This window comes from Streptomyces sp. NPDC048331, assembly GCF_043201215.1.
Taxonomy (GTDB): Bacteria; Actinomycetota; Actinomycetes; order Streptomycetales; family Streptomycetaceae; genus Streptomyces.
Map to the genome: position 1 here is coordinate 1 of NZ_JBICYT010000007.1, position 20691 is coordinate 20691.

Sequence of the window (20691 nt, forward strand, 5' to 3'; positions counted from 1 at the left end):
TCATCCACCGAAGTGGACGGGGTATCAACTTCTGGCGTTGATTTTTGGCACGCTGTTGAGTTCTCAAGGAACGGACGCTTCCTTCGTACTCACCCCCGCGACATCCGCTGGGGCTTTCCTCCGGGCTTTCGTTCTGTTCTTGCGTTTCCGACTCTATCAGATCCTTTCGGGCCTGACCCCCAGTCAGCGGGGTTTGTCTTCCGGGCTGTTGGGCCCTTCCGACTCCTGAACTCTAGTGGATTTCCCCGGCGATTCATAATCGGCCTTCGGAAAGAAATTCGGGCATGCCGAATTCGTTCCCGGTGGGAGATCGTGCTGAGTTGGATGCCGCAACGAGGCGGCGGGATTTGTTGTCGCCACAACCTTCCGGCTCTGGGACAACTCGAAGAACCTTACGGACCCGCGGGGCTCGTGTCAACCCCGGTGGTCAGCTGGGGGACTGGAGGTCTTCCACGCGGTCCAGCAGGCGCGCGAGCATGTCGCCGAGCACCCCGCGCTCCGCGGTGGAGAGGTCCTGGAGGAGGTCCTCCTCGAAGACCGTCGCCGCGCGCATCGCGTCCAGCCACTTGCTGCGGCCTTCGTCGGTGAGCTCCACGATCACGCGGACCCTGTTGGACTCGTCCCGCTCGCGGGTGACCAGGCCCTCCGCCGTCATGCGGTCGATCCGGTGGGTCATCGCCGCCGGCGTGAGGCCCAGCTGCTTCGCCAGCTCGCTCGGGCCCATCCGATAGGGGGCGCCGGAGATGACGAGGGCCTTGAGGACCTCCCACTCCGCGTTGCTGATGCCCAGGGCCGCCGTCTGACGTCCGTACGCGACGTTCATGCGGCGGTTCAGGCGGCTCAGTGCCGAGACGACCTTCTCGACCTGGGGGTCCAGGTCCTGGAACTCGCGCTGATAGACGGCGATCTGTTCGTCGAGGCTCGGCTCGTGGACGGGCGCAGTGCCGTCGGGGGTGTCACCCATGGGTCGAAGTATCGCACGAGCTCGTTGGCGTCTAACTCCTTCGATGTGTACTGTTAAGGCTTGAAGTTTAGGTATGAAGTCTTCAGGCTTCAGGTCTCAAAGGCAGGTGAGAAGTGACCAAGGTGATGGGCGTCGCGATGCGGCGGATCCAGGCCGGGAACGCGCTGACCGCGTTCGGCATCGGCTTCACGGTTCCGTTCCTCTACATCTATGTGGCGCAGGTGCGAGATCTGGGTTCCATGGCCGCCACGAGCGCGTTCGTGGCCTTCGCCCTCGGCGCTCTCGTCGCGCTGCCCTTCACCGGTCGGGTCATCGACCGACGCGGTCCGGTGCCCGTGGTCATCGGTGCGGCCGTCACCGCCTCGGTCGGGGCGCTCTCGCTCGGGCTCTCCACCGGCATCGTGCCCATCCTGCTGTCGGCGCTGGCGCTCGGCGCCGGGCAGGCCGTGATGCAGCCGGCGCTGGCCACGATGATCGTGTGGTGCTCCACGCCGTCCACCCGGACCCGTGCCTTCGCCCTCCAGTTCTTCATGCAGAACCTGGGCCTCGGCATCGGTGGTCTGCTCGGTGGTCAGATCGTCGACGAGAACCGGCCCGGCAGCTTCACCCTGCTGTTCGGCATCGAGGCCGTGATGTTCCTGGTGCTGGCGGGCGTCATCCTCAGCGTGCGGCTGCCCCAGGTACCGACGATCAAGGACGCGATGCCGAAGGACCCGTCCCGAGCGGGCGGCAGCGGCTGGAAGCGGCTGCTCCGGCACAAGGCCATGGTGCAGCTGTGCGTGCTGGGCTTCGTGGTGTTCTTCGCCTGCTACGGACAGTTCGAGTCGGGTCTGGCCGCCTTCGGTACCGAGGCCGCCGGGATCTCCCCCTCGACCCTCGGTTTCGCGCTCGCCGCCAACACCGGTGCGATCGTCGTCGCGCAGTTCGTCGTCCTCAAGCTGGTCGAGAAGCGCCGCCGGTCGCGGGTGATCGCGCTCGTCGGGCTGATCTGGACCGTGGCGTGGGTCATCGCCGGGTTCTCGGGTCTGGGGCACGGCAGCGCCATGATGGCCGCCGCCGCGTTCATCACCACGTACGCGCTCTTCGGCATCGGCGAGGCCATGCTCTCGCCGACCCTCGCCCCGCTGGTGGCCGACCTGGCGCCCGAGGGCTCGGTGGGTCAGTACAACTCGGCCTTCGCGCTGGTCAAGCAGATGGCGCTGGCGCTGGGTCCGCTCGGGGTGCCGCTCGGCGCCGGGGTTCCGATGCTCTACATCGGGGTCTTCGTGCTCGTGTCGCTGGGGATCGCCGCTCTCGCGCTGCGCCTCGGCAGGCGACTGAGCCCGATGCAGGACAACCCGTGGGTGGCGAGCAGGGTCGTGGCGCAGGGCGGTCCGGTCGCCGACGTGGCCGCCGAGGTCGTCGTCGTGGAGCGCGTGCACGCGTAGGAACCGTATGGCCGTACGTATATATGTGCGGAAAGCAGGAAGGCCCCGGTCCGGGTGGATCGGGGCCTTCCCGCTTTCCGCTGTTCCGCTACTTGTCCGGCAGGGCGAACTCGCACCAGACGGCCTTGCCGCCGCCCGGGGTGCGGCGGGAGCCCCAGGCGGAGGCGATGGTCGCGATGATCGAGATGCCGCGGCCGGTCTCGTCGGCCGGTTCCGCGCGGCGGCGGCGCGGGAGGTGGTCGTCCCCGTCCGTCACCTCGATGATCAGCCGGCGGTCGGTGCGGCGCAGCCGCAGCCGCATGGGCGGCGTGCCGTGCTGGAGGGAGTTCGCGACGAGCTCGCTGGCGGCGAGCACGCCGAGGTCGCAGAGCTCGACGGGGAACCGCCAGGAGGCGAGGACGCCCTGGGCGAAGGCGCGGGCGCGCGGGGCCGCCTCGATGCCGCCGAGGAGTTCCAGGGCGGCGTTGTGGAAGAGCTCGGCGTCCGATCCGGTGCGGGCGGGCTGCTGGAGGACCATCACGGCGACGTCGTCGTCGTGGTCGGCGTCCACGCCGAGGGCGCGCATCAGGCGGTCGCAGATGACGGCCGGGGTGCCCTGGGCGCCGGAGAGGGCGCGTTCGAGGGCGGCGACGCCCTCGTCGATGTCCTCGCCGCGGCGTTCGACCAGGCCGTCGGTGTAGAGGACGGCGGTGGATCCGGGGCCGAGCGCGATGGTGCCCGAGGTGTGCAGCCAGCCGCCGGTGCCGAGCGGTGGGCCGGTGGGGTCGGCGGCTCTGCGTACGGTGCCGTCCTCGTCGCGGACCAGGATCGGGAGGTGGCCCGCGGAGGCGTACGCGAGCAGGCCCTCGTTGGGGTCGTGGACGGCGTAGACGCAGGTGGCGATCTGGCTGGCGTCGATCTCGGCGGCGAGGCCGTCGAGGAGCTGGAGCACCTCGTGCGGGGGCAGGTCGAGGCGGGCGTAGGCGCGGACGGCGGTGCGCAGCTGGCCCATGACGGCCGCGGCGCGCACGCCGCGGCCCATGACGTCGCCGATGACGAGGGCGGTGCGGCCGGCGCCGAGGGTGATGACGTCGTACCAGTCTCCGCCGACGGCGGCCTCGGTGCCGCCGGGCTGGTAGGTGGCGGCGACGCGGAGGTCGTCGGGCTGTTCCAGCTCCTGGGGGAGGAGGGAGCGCTGGAGGGTGACGGCGGCCTCGCGCTGACGGCGTTCGCTGGCGCGGAGCCGCTCGACGGCTTCGGCGTGGTCGGTGACGTCGGCGAGGTGGATCAGGACGCCGGTGTGGTGGGGGTCGGGCTCGCCCTGGGTGTCGGAAGCGGGGAACTCGACGGGGGTGCAGGTGACGGTGTACGAGTTGCCGCCGCCCGGTGCGGTGCGGTTCTTGGCGGTACGGGACTTGCCGCTGCGCTGGACCTGGTCGAGGAGCGGGAGGAGGCCGAGCTCGCCCAGTTCGGGGAGGGCCTCGTGCGCGGGGGCGCCGGGGGTGCGGGTTCCGAAGCCGGCGGTGTAGGCGTCGTTGACGTAGGTGACGCGGTGCTCGGGGCCGTGGACGAGGGCGACCAGGGCCGGGAGCCGGCCGAGGACCTCGCGTACGGAGAGCTCGTCGAGGGTGGGCACGGCGGTGAGGACGCCCGTTCCCCGGGGTGGGGACGTGTCCGGGGACCTGTCCGGGGTCGGGGACGGAGGCGTGCCGGTGCCGCCACCGCTGCCGCCGCTGCCGGTCCCGGAGACCGTGGGGTCGGCGGGGTGTCCGTCGGCGGGCGTGGACCGCTCGGCTCCGGGGTCGGCGCGGCCGCCGCGGGCCGCCGGGACCGCGCCTTCACCTCGCTTGGCCTGGGCGGCGGCGTGTTCGGACCGGGCGGCGGCGCGGCGCTGCGTTCCGGGAAACCGGGCGCTCCAGCGCGTGAAGTTCACTGCGTTCAAGCCTCGTGGTGTCGCGAGTGGTCGCTGTGTCGCTCGTGGGCGGTCGCTGACTGGACGATGTCACTCTGTGCAGGGGTGAGCGCACCTATGGTCACACGTCCAGTGTGGCCGACCGCACTGACAACGTCAGCCCTGGCCGTTCTGCGGGGGGTTGGGGGCGGGGGGTGGAGGAGGGGGCTTGGGGCCGCCGCCTGCGGCCAGTTCGAATTCTGCCCTGGGGTGTTCGAGGGATCCGAGGGAGACGATCTCACGCTTGAAGAGGCCGGCGAGGGTCCATTCGGCGAGGACGCGCATTTTGCGGTTGAAGCTGGGGATGCGGCTGAGGTGGTAGGCACGGTGCATGAACCAGGCCGGGTAGGCCTTGAGCTTGCGGCCGTAGATGTGGGCGACGCCCCGGTGCAGGCCGAGCGAGGCCACCGAGCCCGCGTACTTGTGGGCGTACTCGGTGAGGACCTCGCCGCGCAGGGCCGCGAGGAGGTTGTCGGCGAGGACCTTGGCCTGGCGGACGGCGTGCTGGGCGTTGGGGGCGCATTCGCGGCCCTTCTCGGCCGCGGTGATGTCGGGGACGGCGGCGGCGTCGCCCGCGGCCCAGGCGTGCTCGACTCCTTCGACGGTGAGGAAGGAGGTACAGGCCAGGCGGCCGCGTTCGTTCTTGGGGAGGTCGGAGGCGGCGAGGATGGGGTGCGGTTTGACGCCTGCGGTCCATACGACGGTGCGGGTGGGGAAGCGGGCGCCGTCGCTGAGGACGGCGACGCGGTTCTCGCAGGATTCGAGCCGGGTCTCCAGACGTACGTCGATGTTGCGGCGGCGTAGTTCGCGGACCGTGTAGACGCCCATCTCGGGGCCGACCTCGGGGAGGATCCGGTCGCTGGCTTCGACGAGGACCCATTTCATGTCCTCGGGCTTGATGTTGTGGTAGTACCGCGAGGCGTAGCGGGCCATGTCCTCCAGTTCGCCGAGGGCTTCGACGCCCGCGAAGCCGCCGCCGACGAAGACGAAGGTGAGGGCGGCGTCGCGGAGGGCGGGATCGCGGGTGGAGGAGGCGATGTCCATCTGTTCGATGACGTGGTTGCGCAGCCCGATGGCCTCTTCGACCGTCTTGAACCCGATGCCGTAGTCGGCGAGTCCCGGGACGGGGAGGGTGCGGGAGATGGAGCCCGGGGCGAGGACGAGTTCGTCGTACTCCATCTCGATGGGGCCGGTGCCCTCGTCGGCGGTGGCGAGGGTGCTGACGGTCACGGTCCGTTTCGCGTGATCGATGCGCTCGGCCTCGCCGATGACGATGCGGCACTTGCCGAGGACGCGGCGCAGCGGGACGACGACGTGACGGGGCGAGATCGCGCCGGCGGCCGCTTCGGGGAGGAAGGGCTGGTACGTCATGTAGGGCTCGGCGCTGACCACCGTGACCTCGGCTTCGCCGGCTCTCAGCTTTTGCTGGAGGCGGAGCGCCGTATACATGCCGACGTAGCCGCCGCCGACGATCAGGATGCGCGTACGGGGCGGGGTACCGGGGGCCGTGCCCCGGGAGTTAGCAGCCTTCACCATCCCATGACGCATCGTGGCCGGGAGTTTGTCCACAGGCCGGGCAAATTGTGTGACCGGAGTGAGTGCTGGGGTGGGGCGCAAGAGGACGTCAGCTTGTGGCGAAAATCTGCAGGTCAGGACATGCGGAATCTGGGATTCCGGAGGCACGGAACGGAAAAGTGGGGGTGAATGCTCCGATCGGGCGGCGCTCCGTCCGAGGCTGCCTCTTCTGAATTGACTCTGGCTCAACTATGTTCGTATCTCGTCGAGGAGTAGGACCGGGCCCGAGACCGTGGCCCCCTCGACGTGAAGGCGGGGAGTGTCTCCGGGGGGAGACAAATGATTACCGGGGGATACATATGAACATTTCCGATTTCCATGGTTCTGCGACCGCGCTCTCGGTCGAGAGCAACGGGCGCGGTCTGACGGGCGGCACCACGCACGGTGTGGGCCGGTCCACGCCGCTGCGCGTCGATGCCCAGCGCAACCTGGAGCACGTCCTGCGGGCGGCTCGTGAGGTCTTCGGCGAGCTGGGCTACGGGGCTCCGATGGAGGACGTGGCTCGCCGCGCCCGGGTCGGTGTCGGCACCGTGTACCGACGCTTCCCGAGCAAGGACGTCCTCGTGCGGCGCATAGCCGAGGAGGAGACCGCCCGGCTGACCGAGCAGGCCACGGCCGCGCTGGGCCAGGAGGAGGAGCCGTGGCAGGCGCTGTCGCGCTTCCTGCGCACCTCCGTCGCCTCGGGCGCCGGGCGGCTGCTGCCGCCGCAGGTCCTGCGGGTCGGCTCGGCCGTCGAGGACGAGGCCGAGGAGGCGGAGGCCGCCCGGGTTCCGCAGCAGCGGCAGGCCGTCCCGGCCGCCGGCGCTCCCGACCTGCGGGTCGTGGGCACGCGCGGTTCCGTCGAGAACGAGCCCTCGGACGACGCGGGCGCGGGTGCGCTGCTCGAGGTCGTCGGCCGGCTGGTGCACCGGGCGCGGGAGGCCGGTGAACTGCGTGCCGATGTCACGGTGGCCGATGTGCTGCTGGTGATAGCGACGGCGGCGCCCGCGCTGCCCGACCCGGCGCAGCAGGCGGCGGCCTCGACGCGGCTGCTCGACATCCTGCTCGAAGGGCTGCGGTCCCGGACGGCGTGACCTCGGCGGGCGCCGGCGAGGACCCGCTAGGGCGATTCGCCGGAATGTGCCCGGACGAGTGGATGGCGCGCAGAGGGGTTCGGCGCCCGTCCCCCGTGTGACACGCTTGCCCGGTGTACCGGTTGAGTGTGTCGTGCGGGAGTCTCCGCGATGAGCGTTGACGGTCGGGAAGAGCCACGCGGTGGCGGCGGCAGCGAGGTGGAGGCGGGCACTTCGCCCGCCCGACAGGTGCCGGCCCAGCGCGAGCCGGGCGGGCGGCACGCACGCCCCTCGGGCTCTTCCGGACCGGGAGGCACCGGGGGTGAGCTGCCGCCCTCCGACGGGGACTTGATCGCCCGGATGCGGGGCGGCGACGACGGTGCGTACGAGGAGCTGTTCCGTCGGCACGCCGATTCCGTGCGCCGCTACGCGCGCTCCTGCTGCCGGGACGCGCACACCGCCGACGACCTGACCGCCGAGGTGTTCGCGCGGACCCTGCAAGCGGTACGGGGCGGGGCCGGTCCGGACCAGTCGGTGCGGGCCTATCTGCTGACCACCGTGCGTCGGGTCGCCGCGGCCTGGGCGAAGACCGCCAAGCGGGAACAACTCGTCGAGGACTTCGCCGTCTTCGCCGAGCAGGCTTCCCCGGGTACGGAGGGCGGGGCGGCCGGGCTCTCGGGACTGTCCGGGCTCTCGGGGGACGACACCCTCGAACTCGGCGCGGACGTACGGGCGATGCACGAGGCCGAGCGGTCGCTGGCCGTGCAGGCCTTCCGGAGTCTGCCCGAGCGGTGGCAGGCCGTGCTGTGGCACACCACCGTCGAGGAGGCGTCGCCGAGTGCGATCGCGCCGCTGTTCGGGCTGAGCGCCAACGCCACCGCCGTGCTCGCCAGTCGGGCGCGGGAAGGGCTCAAGCAGGCGTATCTGCAGGCCCATGTGAGTTCGGCGCTGAGCGAGGGCGGCGACTGCGCGCGATACGCGGACCGGCTGGGCGCCTATGCGCGCGGCGGACTGCGGATGCGGGCGGAGCGGGGGCTCCGCAAGCATCTGGAGGAGTGCGTGAAGTGCAGGCTGGCCGCCGGGGAGCTCCAGGACGTCAACGCGGGCATTCCCGCGCTGCTTCCGGTCGCGGTCATCGGGTGGTTCGCCGCCGGGTACGCGGGCAAGGCCGCCGGGGTCCTGGCCGGCGGAGCCGTCGCCGCGGGCGGGGCCGCCGTGGGCGGGGCCGCCGCGGCCGCCGCCGGCGGGTCGACCGCGGGGGCCGGCACGGCCGGGGCCACGGGTGGCGCGGCCGCCGGGGCGGGGGCCACGGGTGGCGCGGCCGGAGCGGGCGGCGGGGCCGGGGGTTCCGTGGCCGCCGAAGGGCTCGGGCTGCCCGCCAAGGCGGCCATCGCCGCCGGTATCGCGGTGGCCGCGGCCGCCGGGGTGGTGTTCGCGCTGGCCGGGGACGACACCGAGCCGCGGGCCCGGGTGCATGCCGCGCCCAGTGCGGCGGCGCCCGCCGTGCCGTCGCCGCCCGAGGCTCCCGCGGCCTCCCCGGGCCCGGCCGAGCCGGATCCGCCCGCGCAGGAACCGTCGGCCGCGCAGGGCACCGTAGCCCCGCAGCCCCGACCGACGCCCTCGGCGCCGGCCTCCGCCGCTCCCGCCCCCGTACCCTCACCGTCGCCGCCGCCGTCCACCGGCCGGGAGCAGCCCTCGCCCACGCCGTCGCCGCAGCGGCCCTCGCCGACGCCGCCGGCCCCGAAGCCGCCGCAGGGGTTCCAGCTGGCCGGACTCACCCACTCGGTCTACGGGGACCACAGCGGCCCGGAGGTGCAGACCTGGCGCAGCGGCTGGGTGTGGCAGCGCCACGGGCTGGAGGTGGGCGGCCGGCGCTTCGCGCACGGCATCACCGTGAACTCGCGCTCCTCGGTGGAGATCACCCTCAACCGGCAGTGCACGACCTTCTCGGCGCAGGCGGGGGTGGACGGCCTGTCGCTGTTCACGGACGGCGCGGTGCGGTTCTCCGTGTACGCCGACGGGGAACGGTTGTGGCAGTCCGCCGCCCTCGGCCACGAGGACCCGCCCGCAGCCGTGCGGGTCCCCCTCGAGGGGCGCAGGACGCTGCGGCTGATGGTCGAGCGAGCCGGGCGGGGCAGTCTGCCGACGCTGGCGAGCTGGGCGGACGCCGTGCTCAGCTGCCGTTGAACTCCGCCGTCAGTAGGGCGGCCAACGCGGTCGGGGTGAGCGCCGCACCGGCCGCCTGCTCCCGGCGGTGACGGTCGGCGCCGAGCAGGGCGCGGGTCCGCTCCGGTAGGCCGTCCACCGCGTCGCGTTCCGGGACCGAGCGCGGATGGCCCGCGCGCCAGGCGGTGGCCGCCGCCAGGGACCGTACGGCCTCGGCCGGCCGGTCCGCGTCGGCCAGCAGCACGGCCGCCGCCTCGGCCATCCCGGCGAGGATGCGCTCGGCGCAGCGGGCGGCGACGGCGGCGGAGAGCGCGGGCCCGATCCTGGCCAGCCCGGCCTCCGGCCCCTGTTCGCGGCCGGTCAGGACGGCGTCGACGGTGTCCAGCCCGGCGGAGAGCTGGGCCGGCACGGTGATCCGTTCGGCCTCGGCGCGGGCCCGGTCGCACTCCCTGCGGGCTCCGGCGGCGTCACCGCGCCGAAGGGCGACGAGTGCGGAGAGGAGCCCGGCGAAGGTGGCGACGTCGTACACCCCGCCGAAGCGGTCGGACTCCTCGAAGGCCTCCGCCAGGAGCTGCTCGGCGTCGTCGAGGTTCCCGGCGCAGTAGGCGGTCTCGGCGATCCGGGCCATGGCGAAGGGCGCCTCCACGATGGCCCCGACCTCGCGGGCGAGGCGCAGGCACTCCTCGTACTCGGCGCGGGCGTCGGTGTACCGGCCGCGCGAGAGCGCGATCTCCCCGGCGGCGCTCGCCACCTGGGCGCGGGTCCAGCGGTCGCCGACGCGGTGGGCGATCTCGTGCAGCTCGGCGAGGTCGGCGTCGACGGCGGCGAGGCCGCCGGTGACGTCGATGGCGACGTGGGTGCGGAGCATGAGGACGATGCCGAGTTCCCATTCACCGGCGTGGACGCGGCAGTTGGCGACGGACCGGTCGAGGTCGCTGTGGAAGTCGTGGGAGGTGTCGGTGAGGAAGGTCGTCGCGGGCCAGAGCATCCCGGGGAAGCGGGTGGTCTCCGGGGAGCCCTGCCGGAAGGTCTCCTTGATGCGGGTGGCCAGGTCCCGGTACTCGGAGGTGCGGAACTTCTCGGCGGAGTTGCTCTCGGCGAGCAGGAACATGTCGAGGACGAGCAGGCGCATGAAGGGCCAGTAGGTGGGTGTGCCCTCCTGGGGAACCTCCGGGGTGAGCGCGAGGGTCCGGGTGGTCCACTCGGCGCCTTCGGCGCGGTAGTTGCGCAGCCACCAGAACCAGCCCAGGGCGAAGACGAGCCGCTGGGCCACTTCGGTGTCGGCGTCCTCGACCGCGCTGGTGCGGAGGGCCGCGCGGAGGTTGTCGAGTTCGGTCTCGACGCGCCGGATCCAGGGGAGCTGGGCGGCGGAGCGCATCAGGGGCTCGGCCTCCTCGGCGAAGGCGAGGTAGTGGGCGGCGTGGCGGCGGGCTGCGGCCACGGCGTCGGCGGGGTGGGCGGCGGCGCGTTCGGCGGCGTACTCGTGGATGGTTTCGAGCATGCGGTAGCGCATGCCGGGGCCGCCGGGGCCCTCGTGCTCCTGGTCCGGTTCGGCGAGGACGAGGGACTTGTCGACGAGGGAGCCGAGGACGTCGGCGGCGTCGTACGGTGCCGCGGGGTCGGCGCAGACGGCTTCGGCGGCGGTCAGGTCGCAGCCGCCGGCGAAGACGGACAGGCGGCGCAGGACGGTGCGTTCGGCCTCGTCGAGCAGCTCCCAGGACCAGTCGACGACGGCGCGCAGGGTCTGCTGGCGCGGCAGCACGGTCCGGGCACCGCCGGTCAGGAGCCGGAAGCGGTCGTCGAGACGGTCGGCGATCTGGCGCGGCGTGAGCAGCCGCAGCCGGGCCGCGGCCAGCTCGATCGCCAACGGCAGCCCGTCGAGACGGGCGCAGATCTCGGCGACGGCGGCCGGGTCGTCGGCGGGGCCGAAACCGGGGCGGGCGGAGGCCCCGCGGTCGGCGAAGAGCTGGTGGGCGGGGTCGGGCGGCAGGGGCTCGACGGGGCGGACGGTCTCCCCCGGGACACCGAGGGGTTCGCGGCTGGTGGCCAGGATCCGTACGCCGGGGCAGTGTGTGAGGAGCCGCTCGGCGAGCTCGGCGGCGGCGCCGATCACGTGCTCGCAGTTGTCGAGGATGAGCAGCAGACGGCGGTGGGCGCAGTGTTCGACGAGGCGGGTGGTGGGGTCGGCGGCGGCCGGGGTCGGGGCCTCGCGGGCGACGAGGGAGCTCTCCCGCAGGCCGAGGGCGCTGAGGACGGCGCCGGGAACGGCGGCGGGCTGGTCCAGACGGGCGAGTTCGACGATCCAGCCGGCTTCGGGGTGGGCCGCGGCGGCGTGCTCGGCGAGGCGGGTCTTCCCGGAACCGCCCGGGCCGGTGAGGGTGACGAGGCGCAGCCGGGCCAGGTCGCCGCGGAGGGCGGCCAGTTCGGGTTCGCGGCCGACGAACGAGGTCAGGCGGGGCCGGAGATTCCCGCGGGGGACCTCGGGTGCCTCCGGGATCCTCGGGGCCTCCGGGATCCTCGGGGCCTCCGGGATCCTCGGGGCCTCCGGGGCCTCCGGGGCCTCCGGGGTCTCCGGGGTCTCCGGAGTACCGGCGTCTCCGGGAAGCTCGCGCCGTGACCGCGGCGGCAGGGGCAGGGGCCGGGGCCGCAGGAGTTCCGCGTGCAGGGCGGCGAGTTCGGGGCCCGGGTCGGTGCCGAGGCCGTCGGCGAGGGCGCGGCGCGTGTCCTCGTACGCGGCGAGGGCCTCGGCCGGGCGCCCGGCGGCGCGCAGGGCACGGAGCTGCTGCGCTCGGAGCGTCTCGTCGTACGGAGACTCCTGGACCAGCATCTCGATCTCCGGCAGGAGTGCCGCGGGAGCGGTGGCGCCGCAGCGCAGGTCCGCCTCGATGCGCTGCCGGAGGGCGCCGGAGCGGCGTGCCTCGGCGACGGCCGCATGGGAGGCGCGGGCGGACTCGGGCAGGTCGGCGAGGGCGGGTCCGCGCCAGAGGGCGAGGGCGGTGCGCAGGGTGCGGGAGGCTGCGGCCGGGTCGGTGGCCAGTTCCTGGCCGCCCTGGACCGCCAGCCGGTCGAAAAGGTGCAGGTCGATGTCGTCGCGGGCGGCGGCCAGGAGGTAGCCGCCGGTGGGGACGGAGCGGACGGTGTCCCGGCCGCCGAGGGCGCGGCGGAGCCGGGCGACGAGCGCCTGCAGGGCGGCGGGGGCGTCGTGAGGCGGGTCGTCGCCCCAGACGTCGTCGACGAGTTCGGCGACGGAAGCCGGGCGGCCGGCCCGGAGGGCGAGGGCGGCGAGGAGCGCGCGCAAGCGGGCGCCGCCCATGGGAAGAGGGGCGCCGCTCTCGTCGCGCGCCTCCGTGACGCCGAGGATGAGATACCGCACCGGGCAATTCTGCACGGCCTGTTGGGGCAGCGGTGCGCCCGCCCGTACGTCAGGTGATCGAGGTGTCCCCGTTGGTCTCCAGGAGCGTGCGCAGGGCCTGGGCGATCGTGGCGCAGGTGGCGGGGTCCAGCGGGGCGAGCAGTTCCGCGTAGCCGCGCAGATGCTCGGTGATCATCAACTGCGTCAGCGCGAGGCTCTGTTCGGTCAGCCGGATCCGCACGGTGCGGCGGTCCTGACCGTCGCGCACCCGCTCGACCAGGCCTTTGGCCTCCATGCGGTCGATGCGGTTGGTGATCGCGCCGGAGGTGACCATGGCGGCCGGGATGAGGGCGCCGGCGGTCAGCGCGTACGGGGGGCCGGAGCGGCAGAGGGTGAAGAGGATGTCGAGCTCGCCCACCTCCAGGTCGTGCGCGGCCGCGAAGGCCTTCTGCTGCTTGTCGATGACACGGGTCATCCGCTGGATACGGGCCACCACCTCCACCGGCCACAGGCCTGCCGCCAGATCGGGGCGCTCCGCCGTCCACTGGTCGACGATCGCGTCCACTGCGTCGCTCATGCGCTGTTCCTCCATCGCTCGCGTCTCTCGCATCTCTCGCGTCCTGTGCACCACGACATCAAGATATCTCAACGTTGAGACACTTGACGTTGAGATGAGTGGCTGCTTTTATCTTAACGTTGAGATTCTCAGCCTTGAGATGGATTGGACCGGGCGCCACACATGACGACGAACACGACCATGACCGCGACCACCTCGACCACCACGACCGCCGCTCCCCCCGCTGCCGCTGCCGCCACCCGTGCCACCCCCGCTGCCGCCGCCCCGGTCGCCACCGAAGCGCGCGCCGCGTCCCGCCACCGCGTCGGCCCCGTTCCCGCCCTGTGGCTGGCACTGCTGGCCACCCCCCTGGCCGCCGGCGCCAACGCCCCCGTGCTGATCCTTCCGGACATGGCCCGCTCCCTCGGGGTGAGCGGCTCGACCGCCACCTGGCTCGTCGCCTCCTACGCCTGGGCCATGGCCGTCGGCACCCCCCTGCTGGCCGGACTGCTCCGCCGCCGGGGCATGCGGACCACGCTCCGCCTGGCCGGCGCCCTCCTCCTCGGTGGCACCCTCCTCGTCGCCGCGTCCCCCTGGCTGCCGCTCACCCTCACCGGGCGCGCCGCGCAGGCCGCCGGTGGCGCGGGCCTCGCGGCGGTCGCCATGACCCTGGCCGGCTCGGCCCGGCGGATGGGCGTGATCAGCGCCGGCTTCGGGATCCTCGGCGCGTCCGGCCCGCTCCTCGGCGCACAGCTCGCGCACACCGTCTCGTGGCGCCTCTCGCTCTCCGTCTCCGTGATCGCGGTCCTGGCGATACCCGTGGTGAGCCGGTACGCGCCCGCCACGAGGACTACGGCGGCCACGACGACTACGGCGGCCACGACGACCCGGGCGACCGCGGCGACCCCGCCGGCCACACCGCAGGGCCGGTTCGACGCCCGCGGCGCGGCGCTGCTGACGGTGTTCGCCACCGCCCTGGTCCTGCTGCCCCACGCGCCGACCGTCGCCCTCGGCTCCTCGGCCGTCGCGGCAACGCTGCTCGCGCTCCACGTACGCCGCCGCCCCGACGGGTTCGTCCCGGCCGCGCTGATCCGCAAGCCGCTCTTCCTCGGCTCCGCGCTGCTCGCGCTCGCGCTCTCGGGCTCGTACTTCACCCTGCTGTTCTCCGTGCCCCGGCTGCTCGCCGACCGGGCCGGCTGGGACGCCGGCACCGCGGGCACCGGTCAGCTCGTGGCGCTGCTCACCGGATCCGCGCTCTCCTGGCTGTTGGCCGCGGCCTCCGCGCGCATGAGCCGGGCGGCCGTTCGCTCGGTGCTCGTCGGGGTCGGCGCGGCGGCGGCGGTGATCACGGTGTTCGCGAGCTGGGGCCCGCTGCTGCTGGTCGCCACCCTGGGCGGGACCTTCGCGGCGACCGGGGCCAACGCGGTGCTGTCGATGCACGCCGCGTCGAGCGCCCCCGACCCCCAGCGCCCCACGGCCATCGGCCTGTTCGCCCTCTGCTACCAGCTGGGCGGGGCCTTCGGCCCGGCCGTCGCGACCGCCCTGGTGCTCGCCGCCTGAGCCGGGGTCGCCGGACCGTCAGGACAGCGCCGGGCGGTGCACGGGGACTCCCTCGGGCACCGCCCGGCGCCGCGCCGCGGAGGTACCCGTCCAGCAGGTGCCGCGCCGGGCCAACAGACGGCCGAGCCACAGCTCCATCGAGACCAGCTCCGCCAGCCCGTCCAGCGGGACCGGGCGCCCGTCCGCCGCGTCGAGCAGGGCCTGGCGCACGACCCGGGCCTCGATCAGCCCGGCGTCCGCGAGCAACGGCGACTCGAACAGGTCCAGCAGGCCGCTCAGCGCGGCGCGCAGCCCCAGCCGGGTCGCCGTCTCGTTCGGCTCCCGGTCGGTGACACCCCAGCCCGGCGGGAACTCGCGCACCCCCGCCGAGGACAGGACGGTGCGCAGGATCGCGGCGCGGGCCCCGGGCTGGACCCGCAGGGACTCGGGCAGGGCGCGGGCGGCCCGGACGACCTGGTTGTCCAGGAAGGGGGCGTGCAACCGCTGGCTGCGGACCTCCACTGCCTGCTCGAAGACCCGGTGGTCGGCCGCGTGGCGGGCGAGCAGCGAGCGGGCGCGGGCCTCCCCCGGGCGCAGCGACAACGGTGGCCGGCCGGCCGCGACCGTCAGACGGATCGATACTTCCGCCAGCGCCTCCCCCGTGAGCCAGCCCGCCGCCGGTCCCGGGCGGGACCAGGTCAGGGCGGCGAGGGAAGCGTCCACCGGACCGGTGGATCTCTCGGTGACCCCGCCCTCGCGGAGCCGGGCCGCGGCGGCTTCCATGCCCGCGCGGTACGACGTACGGGCAAGTCTTCGGGCCGCCGAGTACACGGTGAGCGGCACCAGCAGGGACTCCCCGGAGGCTCCGGCGGCGGACGCCGAACGGGCCAGCGCCGCCACCGGGCGCAGCAGGTGCCGGCGCCGGCGGTCCATCAGGAGGTCGGCCATGCGGGCCGGATGGGCGTCGAGGACCTGGCGGGCGCCGTGGCCGGTGAAGTGGTCGGCCGAGCCGGCCGCCAGTCGGCGCCGCTCGCGGGCGGCGAAGACGAGGGAGGGGCCGGGTTCGTCGGTCAGCGGGCCGTCGAGTTCGGCGTACGGGAGGGCTTCCGCGGCGGCGGCCACCACGACGTGGTGCAGGCGCGGGTCGGCCGCGATGGCCCGGGCCCGTTCCAGCTCGGCCTCACGCCCCCGCGGGGTGGCCAGGTCGTTGAAGGTGACGGCCAGCAGCCGCGCCCCGGCCGGACTCAGCAGGCTGCCCGGCGCCCCCGGCAGACCGGCCGCCAGCAGCGCCAGCGTGGCGGAGGCGCTGCCGCCGGACAGGTCGGCGCCCACCCCGGGGGCCGGAGCGCCACGGGCGGCACGCCGATCGGCGGGGCCCATTCCGGGCACGGGGCCGGGATCGTACGGCGGCAGTACGTCGGGAGCATGCCGCGGAGCCGTGAGCCGGGCGCGCACGGCATCCACCAACGCTTCCCGTACGCCCTCCACCGCGCGCTCGGCATCGGCCTCGGGCGCGGCCACGGCGAGCGAGGCGACCTGCTCGTAGCCGGTGATCTCGCGGGAGCCCTCCCGCAGGATCAGCGCGTGCCCGGGCGGGATGCGCCGCACCCCGGCGTACGGTGTGCCGTCGCCCAGCGCCTCGGGACTGTCCGGGCAGGCCAGCAGGGCGGCGAGATGGCCGATGTCGAGCTGCGCCTCGATGAGGTCGGCGAGCGGGAGGGCGGCGGTGGCGTAGGCCGTACCGCTCGCCCAGGGGGTGTAGAAGACGGGCCGGGCGCCCGCGAGGTCGCCGACGACGGTGATGCGGCGGCCGGCCTGGACGACGGCGGTGTAGCTGCCGGACCACTGGGTGAGGTGGCGCAGCGCGCCGCCGCGGGCGGCGTAGAGGGCGCGGCGCAGTTCGGCGTCGGTCGCGCCGCAGCAGCCGAGGACCGCGAGGCGGGTGAAGGGGTCGGCGGGATCGGCGGTGAGCGTGCGGATCTCGTCGGGGCGCCAGTCACCGACGGCCCAGAGGGGATCGGGGTCTCCCCAGAGCAGCTGGGCGCCGACGGGTTGGACGGTGCGTTCCGCGTCCGCGCCCGGGTCGTCCGGATGGGCGGCGTCGGCGAGGCCGCCGCGCAGGGGCGCACCGCCGTCGCCGTGGCGGCCGTCGCCGTGGCCGTATCCGCCCTGGCCGTATCCGCCCTGGCCGGAGGCCTGACCGGGGTGGTGGTCGGAGACCCTTCCGGCCGTGCCGAAGCTCGCGGCGATACTGCTCCAACCCACCAACCAGCGCACCGCCGCCTCCCCAGCCCGTGGGCACATGACCGGGGCACAGGCAGCACGGACAGCGCTGAGGGCGCGGCCGCGGGACCCCGGGTGGCTCGGGGTCCATGCTGCCACGGGACAGGCGTGCGAGAGTGGTTAAAGGGGGCGCACACGCAAACGAACACGCCCCGGCAACTCGGTATTTGACGTTCCGTTCCCCCCGCCCCATAGGTCGCTTTCAGCCATTCTTCGGCCGCCGGAGGAGCTTTCACGGGCCGTCACGCGCCGTCACGGGTCGCCGGCGCCCGACGCGGGGGCGCGGTCCGGAGGGCGTCATCCACCCCCCGGACCGTTCCGCCACCCGCGGGGATTGAGGCAGCGGCGTCCCCCGACCCGCCCGGTCAGGCGGCGGGCCGACCCACGCACCGCACATCGAATCGCCGGGTCCGGGGACCGGCCAGAGCGCACGGGCGGGCGCACGGCCACACGGGCGGAGCACGCGCTGACACGTGCGCCCCGGCGCCGGGCCCGGGGCGGACTGTGCAAACGGACAACAATCCCGCCATACGGAAGTAAGGGCCTTAACGCTTGGGAGGCGGGGAACTACGCTGGGTTTACGAAATGCCGGGCGCCTATGCCCCGGCGGCGTCTGCGTTCCGCGTGTGACGAGGGGTGGCGCATGTCCAGGGAGCTCCGCGAGCCCAATGAGAAGCTCGGCGCCGTCCTCGCCCTCGCGGGCATCAGCAACGCCGGGCTGGCCCGGCGGGTCAACGACCTCGGCGCACAGCGCGGCCTGACGCTTCGGTACGACAAGACGTCGGTGGCCCGGTGGGTGTCCAAGGGGATGGTGCCCCAGGGCGCCGCTCCCCATCTGATCGCCGCCGCGATCGGCGCGAAGCTGGGTCGGCCGGTGCCGCTGCACGAGATCGGGCTGGCGGACGCGGACCCCGCGCCCGAGGTCGGGCTGGCCTTCCCGCGCGACGTCGGCGCGGCGGTGCGCTCGGCCACCGACCTCTACCGGCTCGACCTCGCCGGGCGACGGGGCGGTGGCGGGATCTGGCAGTCGCTCGCGGGGTCGTTCTCCGTGGCGGCGTACGCGACGCCGGCCTCGCGCTGGCTGATATCTCCCGCCGACAGCTCGGTGGCCCGGGAGCCGGCGGGCAGCCGGACCCCGCACCTCACGCCGGGCGCTACGCCGCCGGGCGCGACGACGCCCGCCTCCACGGCGACCGGCCCCACGGCGACCGGAGCGACGGCAAGCGGCGCTCCGACCACCGGCACCCCGGCGGCGACCGACGACACGACGGCCGACGACCCGACCGCCGGCACCTCCGCGGCGCTCGACCCCGCGGCACGGCATTCCATGGTCCAGAGCCCCGTATCAGCGACCCCCTCGGCTCACGACGGACCGGCGCGCGAGGCGACGGCGGCAGGCCCCCGGTCCTCCCCGGACGGCCGCACGACCGGCCCGATGACAGGTCTGGCAGGCCCGATGACGGGACCGGCGACAGGCCCGCCGTCCACGGTTGTGCCCGCCCAGCCCGGACCCGAAACGCCGCGCGACCACGGCCAGCGCGTGGGCCACAGCGATGTGACGAAGCTGCGCGAGGCGGCGGAGGACGCGCGCCGCTGGGACTCCAAGTACGGCGGCGGGGACTGGCGTTCGTCGATGGTGCCCGAGTGCCTGCGGGTGGACGCGGCGCCGCTGCTGCTCGGCTCCTACACGGACGAGGTGGGCCGCGCGCTGTTCGGCGCGACCGCCGAACTGACCCGGCTCGCCGGGTGGATGGCCTTCGACACCGGTCAGCAGGAAGCGGCCCAGCGCTACTACATCCAGGCGCTTCGGCTGGCCCGCGCGGCCGCCGACGTACCGCTCGGCGGCTACGTGCTGGCCTCGATGTCGCTGCAGGCGACCTACCGGGACTTCCCCGACGAGGGGGTGGACCTCGCGCAGGCGGCCGTCGAGCGCAACCGGGGTCTCGCCACCGCCCGCACCATGAGTTTCTTCCGACTGGTCGAAGCGCGGGCGCACGCGAAGGCGGGCGATTCGACGGCCGCCGGGGCGGCGCTGCGGGCCGCGGAGGGCTGGCTGGAGCGTTCCCGGGGGGGCGATCCGGATCCGACCTGGCTGGGTTTCTACTCCTACGACCGTTTCGCGGCAGATGCCGCAGAATGCTACCGGGATCTGAAACTGCCGCGGCAGGTACGGCGGTTCACCGAGCAGGCGCTGTCGCGGCCCACCGAGGAGTACGTACGGTCGCACGGGCTGCGGCTGGTGGTGAGCGCGGTCGCCGAGCTGGAGTCGGGCAATCTGGACGCGGCGTGCGCGGCGGGCACCCGGGCGGTGGAGGTGGCGGGGAGGATCTCCTCGGCGCGGACGACCGAATACGTACGGGACCTGCTGCACCGCCTGGAACCGTACGGGGACGAGCCGCGGGTGGCGGAGCTGCGGGAGCGGGCCCGACCGCTGTTGGTGGCGCAGGCGTAGGACCTGTCTTCCGGGGGCCGCGTGGCCGGGTTGTCGGTGCCGGGGTGCAGTATGCAGGGGTGGGAGGTGTCAGCGTGGGTGGCGGCGTGGACTGCGATGTGCTGGTGATCGGCGGCGGAATCGTCGGCCTGTCGACGGCGCATGCCGTGGCGCGCCTGGCTCCGGGGACCAGGGTCGTGGTCCTGGAGAAGGAGTCGGGTCCGGCCCGGCACCAGACGGGTCGCAACAGCGGGGTGATCCACAGCGGGATCTACTACCGCCCGGGTTCCCTGAAGGCGCGCTTCGCGGTGAGCGGGGCGGCCGAGATGGTCAAGTTCTGCGCGGAGCACGGCATCGCCCACGAGGTGACGGGCAAGTTGATCGTCGCCACGGAGCGTGAGGAGCTGCCGCGGCTGCACGCCCTGGTCCAGCGCGGTCGGGAGAACGGCATTCCGGTGCGCGAGCTCGGCCCGGCGCAGATCACGGAGTACGAGCCGGAGGTGCGCGGGCTCGCGGCGATCCATGTCGGCAGCACCGGGATCGTCGACTACGGGCAGGTGAGCGCTCAGCTCGCGGAGTCCTCGGGCGCGGAGATCGTCTACGGCGGCGCCGTGGACCTGATCTCCCGGCGCCCCTCGGCCGTGGCCGTGCGCACCACCTCGGGCCTGGTGGTCAGGGCGCGGGTGCTGGTGAACTGCGCGGGCCTCCAGTGCGACCGGATCGCCCGCCTCGCCGGGGACGACCCGGGCATGCGGATCATCCCCTTCCGCGGCGAGTACTACGACCTGGCGCGGCCGGACCTGGTCCGCGGCCTGGTCTACCCGGTGCCGGACCCGGCGTTCCCCTTCCTCGGGGTGCACCTGACCCGGGGCATCGGCGGCGGCGTCCACGTCGGACCCAACGCCGTGCCCGCGCTGGCCCGCGAGGGATACGGCTGGTCGACGGTGCGGCCCCGGGACATCGCGGACGAGCTCGCCTGGCCGGGATCCTGGCGGATGGCCGCACGGCACTGGCGGTACGGGACGGGCGAGATCCACCGCTCGCTGTCCAAGCAGGCCTTCACCGGGGCGGTCCGACGCCTGCTGCCGGCCGTCACCGCCGCCGACCTGCACCCCGCCGCGGCCGGGGTCCGCGCCCAGGCCGTGCTGCGCGACGGCACCCTGGTGGACGACTTCCTGATCCGTGACGCCCCGCGCACGGTCCACGTCCTCAACGCCCCCTCGCCCGCCGCGACCGCCTCCCTGCCGATCGGCCGGGAGATCGCCACCCGCGCGCTGCGGACCCTCGGCTCGGCCTGAGCAGCATTTCGGGGGTGGCGGGGCGGCCCCGGCGGCGGCGCCGGGCCCCCCCCCCGGGGTCTCTACGGCGTGGGGGGGCGTGCGCGGCTACCCCCGCGCCCCGCCCCCCGGGCGGCGC

Annotated in this window: 12 protein-coding genes; 6 read left to right on the forward strand and 6 right to left on the reverse strand. The window is 74.1% G+C overall.

Going from position 1 to position 20691, the window contains the following annotated elements:
• Nucleotides 1–427: 427 nt before the first annotated feature.
• The gene (locus ACGFYY_RS12985) at nt 428–964 is read right to left on the reverse strand and encodes a MarR family winged helix-turn-helix transcriptional regulator (protein ID WP_030774675.1); all 537 of its coding nucleotides are present in this window, start codon (nt 962–964) and stop codon (nt 428–430) included.
• Nucleotides 965–1089: 125 nt separating this feature from the next.
• Here ACGFYY_RS12985 and ACGFYY_RS12990 point away from each other — a divergent pair, with 125 nt between their 5' ends.
• The gene (locus ACGFYY_RS12990; protein WP_393709263.1) at nt 1090–2391 is read left to right on the forward strand and encodes an MFS transporter; all 1302 of its coding nucleotides are present in this window, start codon (nt 1090–1092) and stop codon (nt 2389–2391) included.
• Between the two features lie 88 nt (nt 2392–2479).
• On the opposite strand, the gene ACGFYY_RS12995 is transcribed toward ACGFYY_RS12990, so the two are convergent.
• Together ACGFYY_RS12995 and ACGFYY_RS13000 are read right to left on the reverse strand one after the other, a co-directional pair.
• A complete protein-coding gene (locus ACGFYY_RS12995) occupies nt 2480–4303 on the reverse strand; it encodes a SpoIIE family protein phosphatase (protein WP_393709265.1) in 1824 nt (607 codons plus the stop codon).
• A gap of 135 nt (nt 4304–4438) precedes the next feature.
• Nucleotides 4439–5857 (reverse strand): NAD(P)/FAD-dependent oxidoreductase, encoded by a 1419-nt coding sequence (locus ACGFYY_RS13000; RefSeq protein ID WP_365280924.1) that lies wholly within the window; start codon nt 5855–5857, stop codon nt 4439–4441.
• Between the two features lie 338 nt (nt 5858–6195).
• Between ACGFYY_RS13000 and ACGFYY_RS13005 the strand changes: the two genes are divergently transcribed.
• The gene (locus ACGFYY_RS13005; RefSeq protein ID WP_365280921.1) at nt 6196–6969 is read left to right on the forward strand and encodes a helix-turn-helix domain-containing protein; all 774 of its coding nucleotides are present in this window, start codon (nt 6196–6198) and stop codon (nt 6967–6969) included.
• A 150-nt stretch (nt 6970–7119) separates the two neighbouring features.
• Complete coding sequence (locus tag ACGFYY_RS13010) at nt 7120–9135, forward strand: sigma-70 family RNA polymerase sigma factor (RefSeq protein ID WP_393708965.1); 2016 nt, start codon at nt 7120–7122, stop codon at nt 9133–9135.
• Here ACGFYY_RS13010 and ACGFYY_RS13015 read toward each other — a convergent pair.
• Together ACGFYY_RS13015 and ACGFYY_RS13020 are read right to left on the reverse strand one after the other, a co-directional pair.
• On the reverse strand, nt 9122–12487 hold the full coding sequence (locus tag ACGFYY_RS13015) for a BTAD domain-containing putative transcriptional regulator (protein WP_393708967.1): 3366 nt from the start codon (nt 12485–12487) through the stop codon (nt 9122–9124). The two genes, ACGFYY_RS13010 and ACGFYY_RS13015, sit on opposite strands and share 14 nt — an antisense overlap.
• Nucleotides 12488–12536: 49 nt before the next feature.
• On the reverse strand, nt 12537–13043 hold the full coding sequence (locus ACGFYY_RS13020) for a MarR family transcriptional regulator (RefSeq protein ID WP_365266031.1): 507 nt from the start codon (nt 13041–13043) through the stop codon (nt 12537–12539).
• 162 nt (nt 13044–13205) lie between these two features.
• Here ACGFYY_RS13020 and ACGFYY_RS13025 point away from each other — a divergent pair, with 162 nt between their 5' ends.
• Entirely contained in the window at nt 13206–14582 is a 1377-nt protein-coding gene (locus ACGFYY_RS13025; protein ID WP_393708970.1) for an MFS transporter, read from the forward strand.
• A gap of 18 nt (nt 14583–14600) precedes the next feature.
• Here ACGFYY_RS13025 and ACGFYY_RS13030 read toward each other — a convergent pair whose 3' ends face one another.
• Complete coding sequence (locus ACGFYY_RS13030) at nt 14601–16838, reverse strand: asparagine synthase-related protein (RefSeq protein ID WP_393708972.1); 2238 nt, start codon at nt 16836–16838, stop codon at nt 14601–14603.
• A 649-nt stretch (nt 16839–17487) separates the two neighbouring features.
• Here ACGFYY_RS13030 and ACGFYY_RS13035 point away from each other — a divergent pair.
• Nucleotides 17488–19296, forward strand: coding sequence for a sporulation protein (locus ACGFYY_RS13035; protein WP_393708974.1), 1809 nt, complete (start codon nt 17488–17490; stop codon nt 19294–19296).
• A gap of 44 nt (nt 19297–19340) precedes the next feature.
• Nucleotides 19341–20573 carry an L-2-hydroxyglutarate oxidase gene (gene lhgO / locus ACGFYY_RS13040; RefSeq protein ID WP_393708976.1) on the forward strand — a complete coding sequence of 411 codons (1233 nt, stop codon included), beginning with the start codon at nt 19341–19343 and terminating at the stop codon, nt 20571–20573.
• The last annotated feature ends 118 nt before the right edge of the window (nt 20574–20691 follow it).

Coding starts and splice junctions, on each gene's coding strand:
- ACGFYY_RS13020 (WP_365266031.1), bottom strand. CDS start 13,043: ATGAGCGACGCAGTGGACGCGATCGTCGACCAGTGGACGGCGGAGCGC.
- ACGFYY_RS13005 (WP_365280921.1), top strand. CDS start 6,196: ATGAACATTTCCGATTTCCATGGTTCTGCGACCGCGCTCTCGGTCGAG.
- ACGFYY_RS12990 (WP_393709263.1), top strand. CDS start 1,090: ATGGGCGTCGCGATGCGGCGGATCCAGGCCGGGAACGCGCTGACCGCG.
- ACGFYY_RS13010 (WP_393708965.1), top strand. CDS start 7,120: ATGAGCGTTGACGGTCGGGAAGAGCCACGCGGTGGCGGCGGCAGCGAG.
- ACGFYY_RS13000 (WP_365280924.1), bottom strand. CDS start 5,857: ATGGTGAAGGCTGCTAACTCCCGGGGCACGGCCCCCGGTACCCCGCCC.
- ACGFYY_RS12985 (WP_030774675.1), bottom strand. CDS start 964: ATGGGTGACACCCCCGACGGCACTGCGCCCGTCCACGAGCCGAGCCTC.
- ACGFYY_RS13035 (WP_393708974.1), top strand. CDS start 17,488: ATGTCCAGGGAGCTCCGCGAGCCCAATGAGAAGCTCGGCGCCGTCCTC.
- ACGFYY_RS13025 (WP_393708970.1), top strand. CDS start 13,206: ATGACGACGAACACGACCATGACCGCGACCACCTCGACCACCACGACC.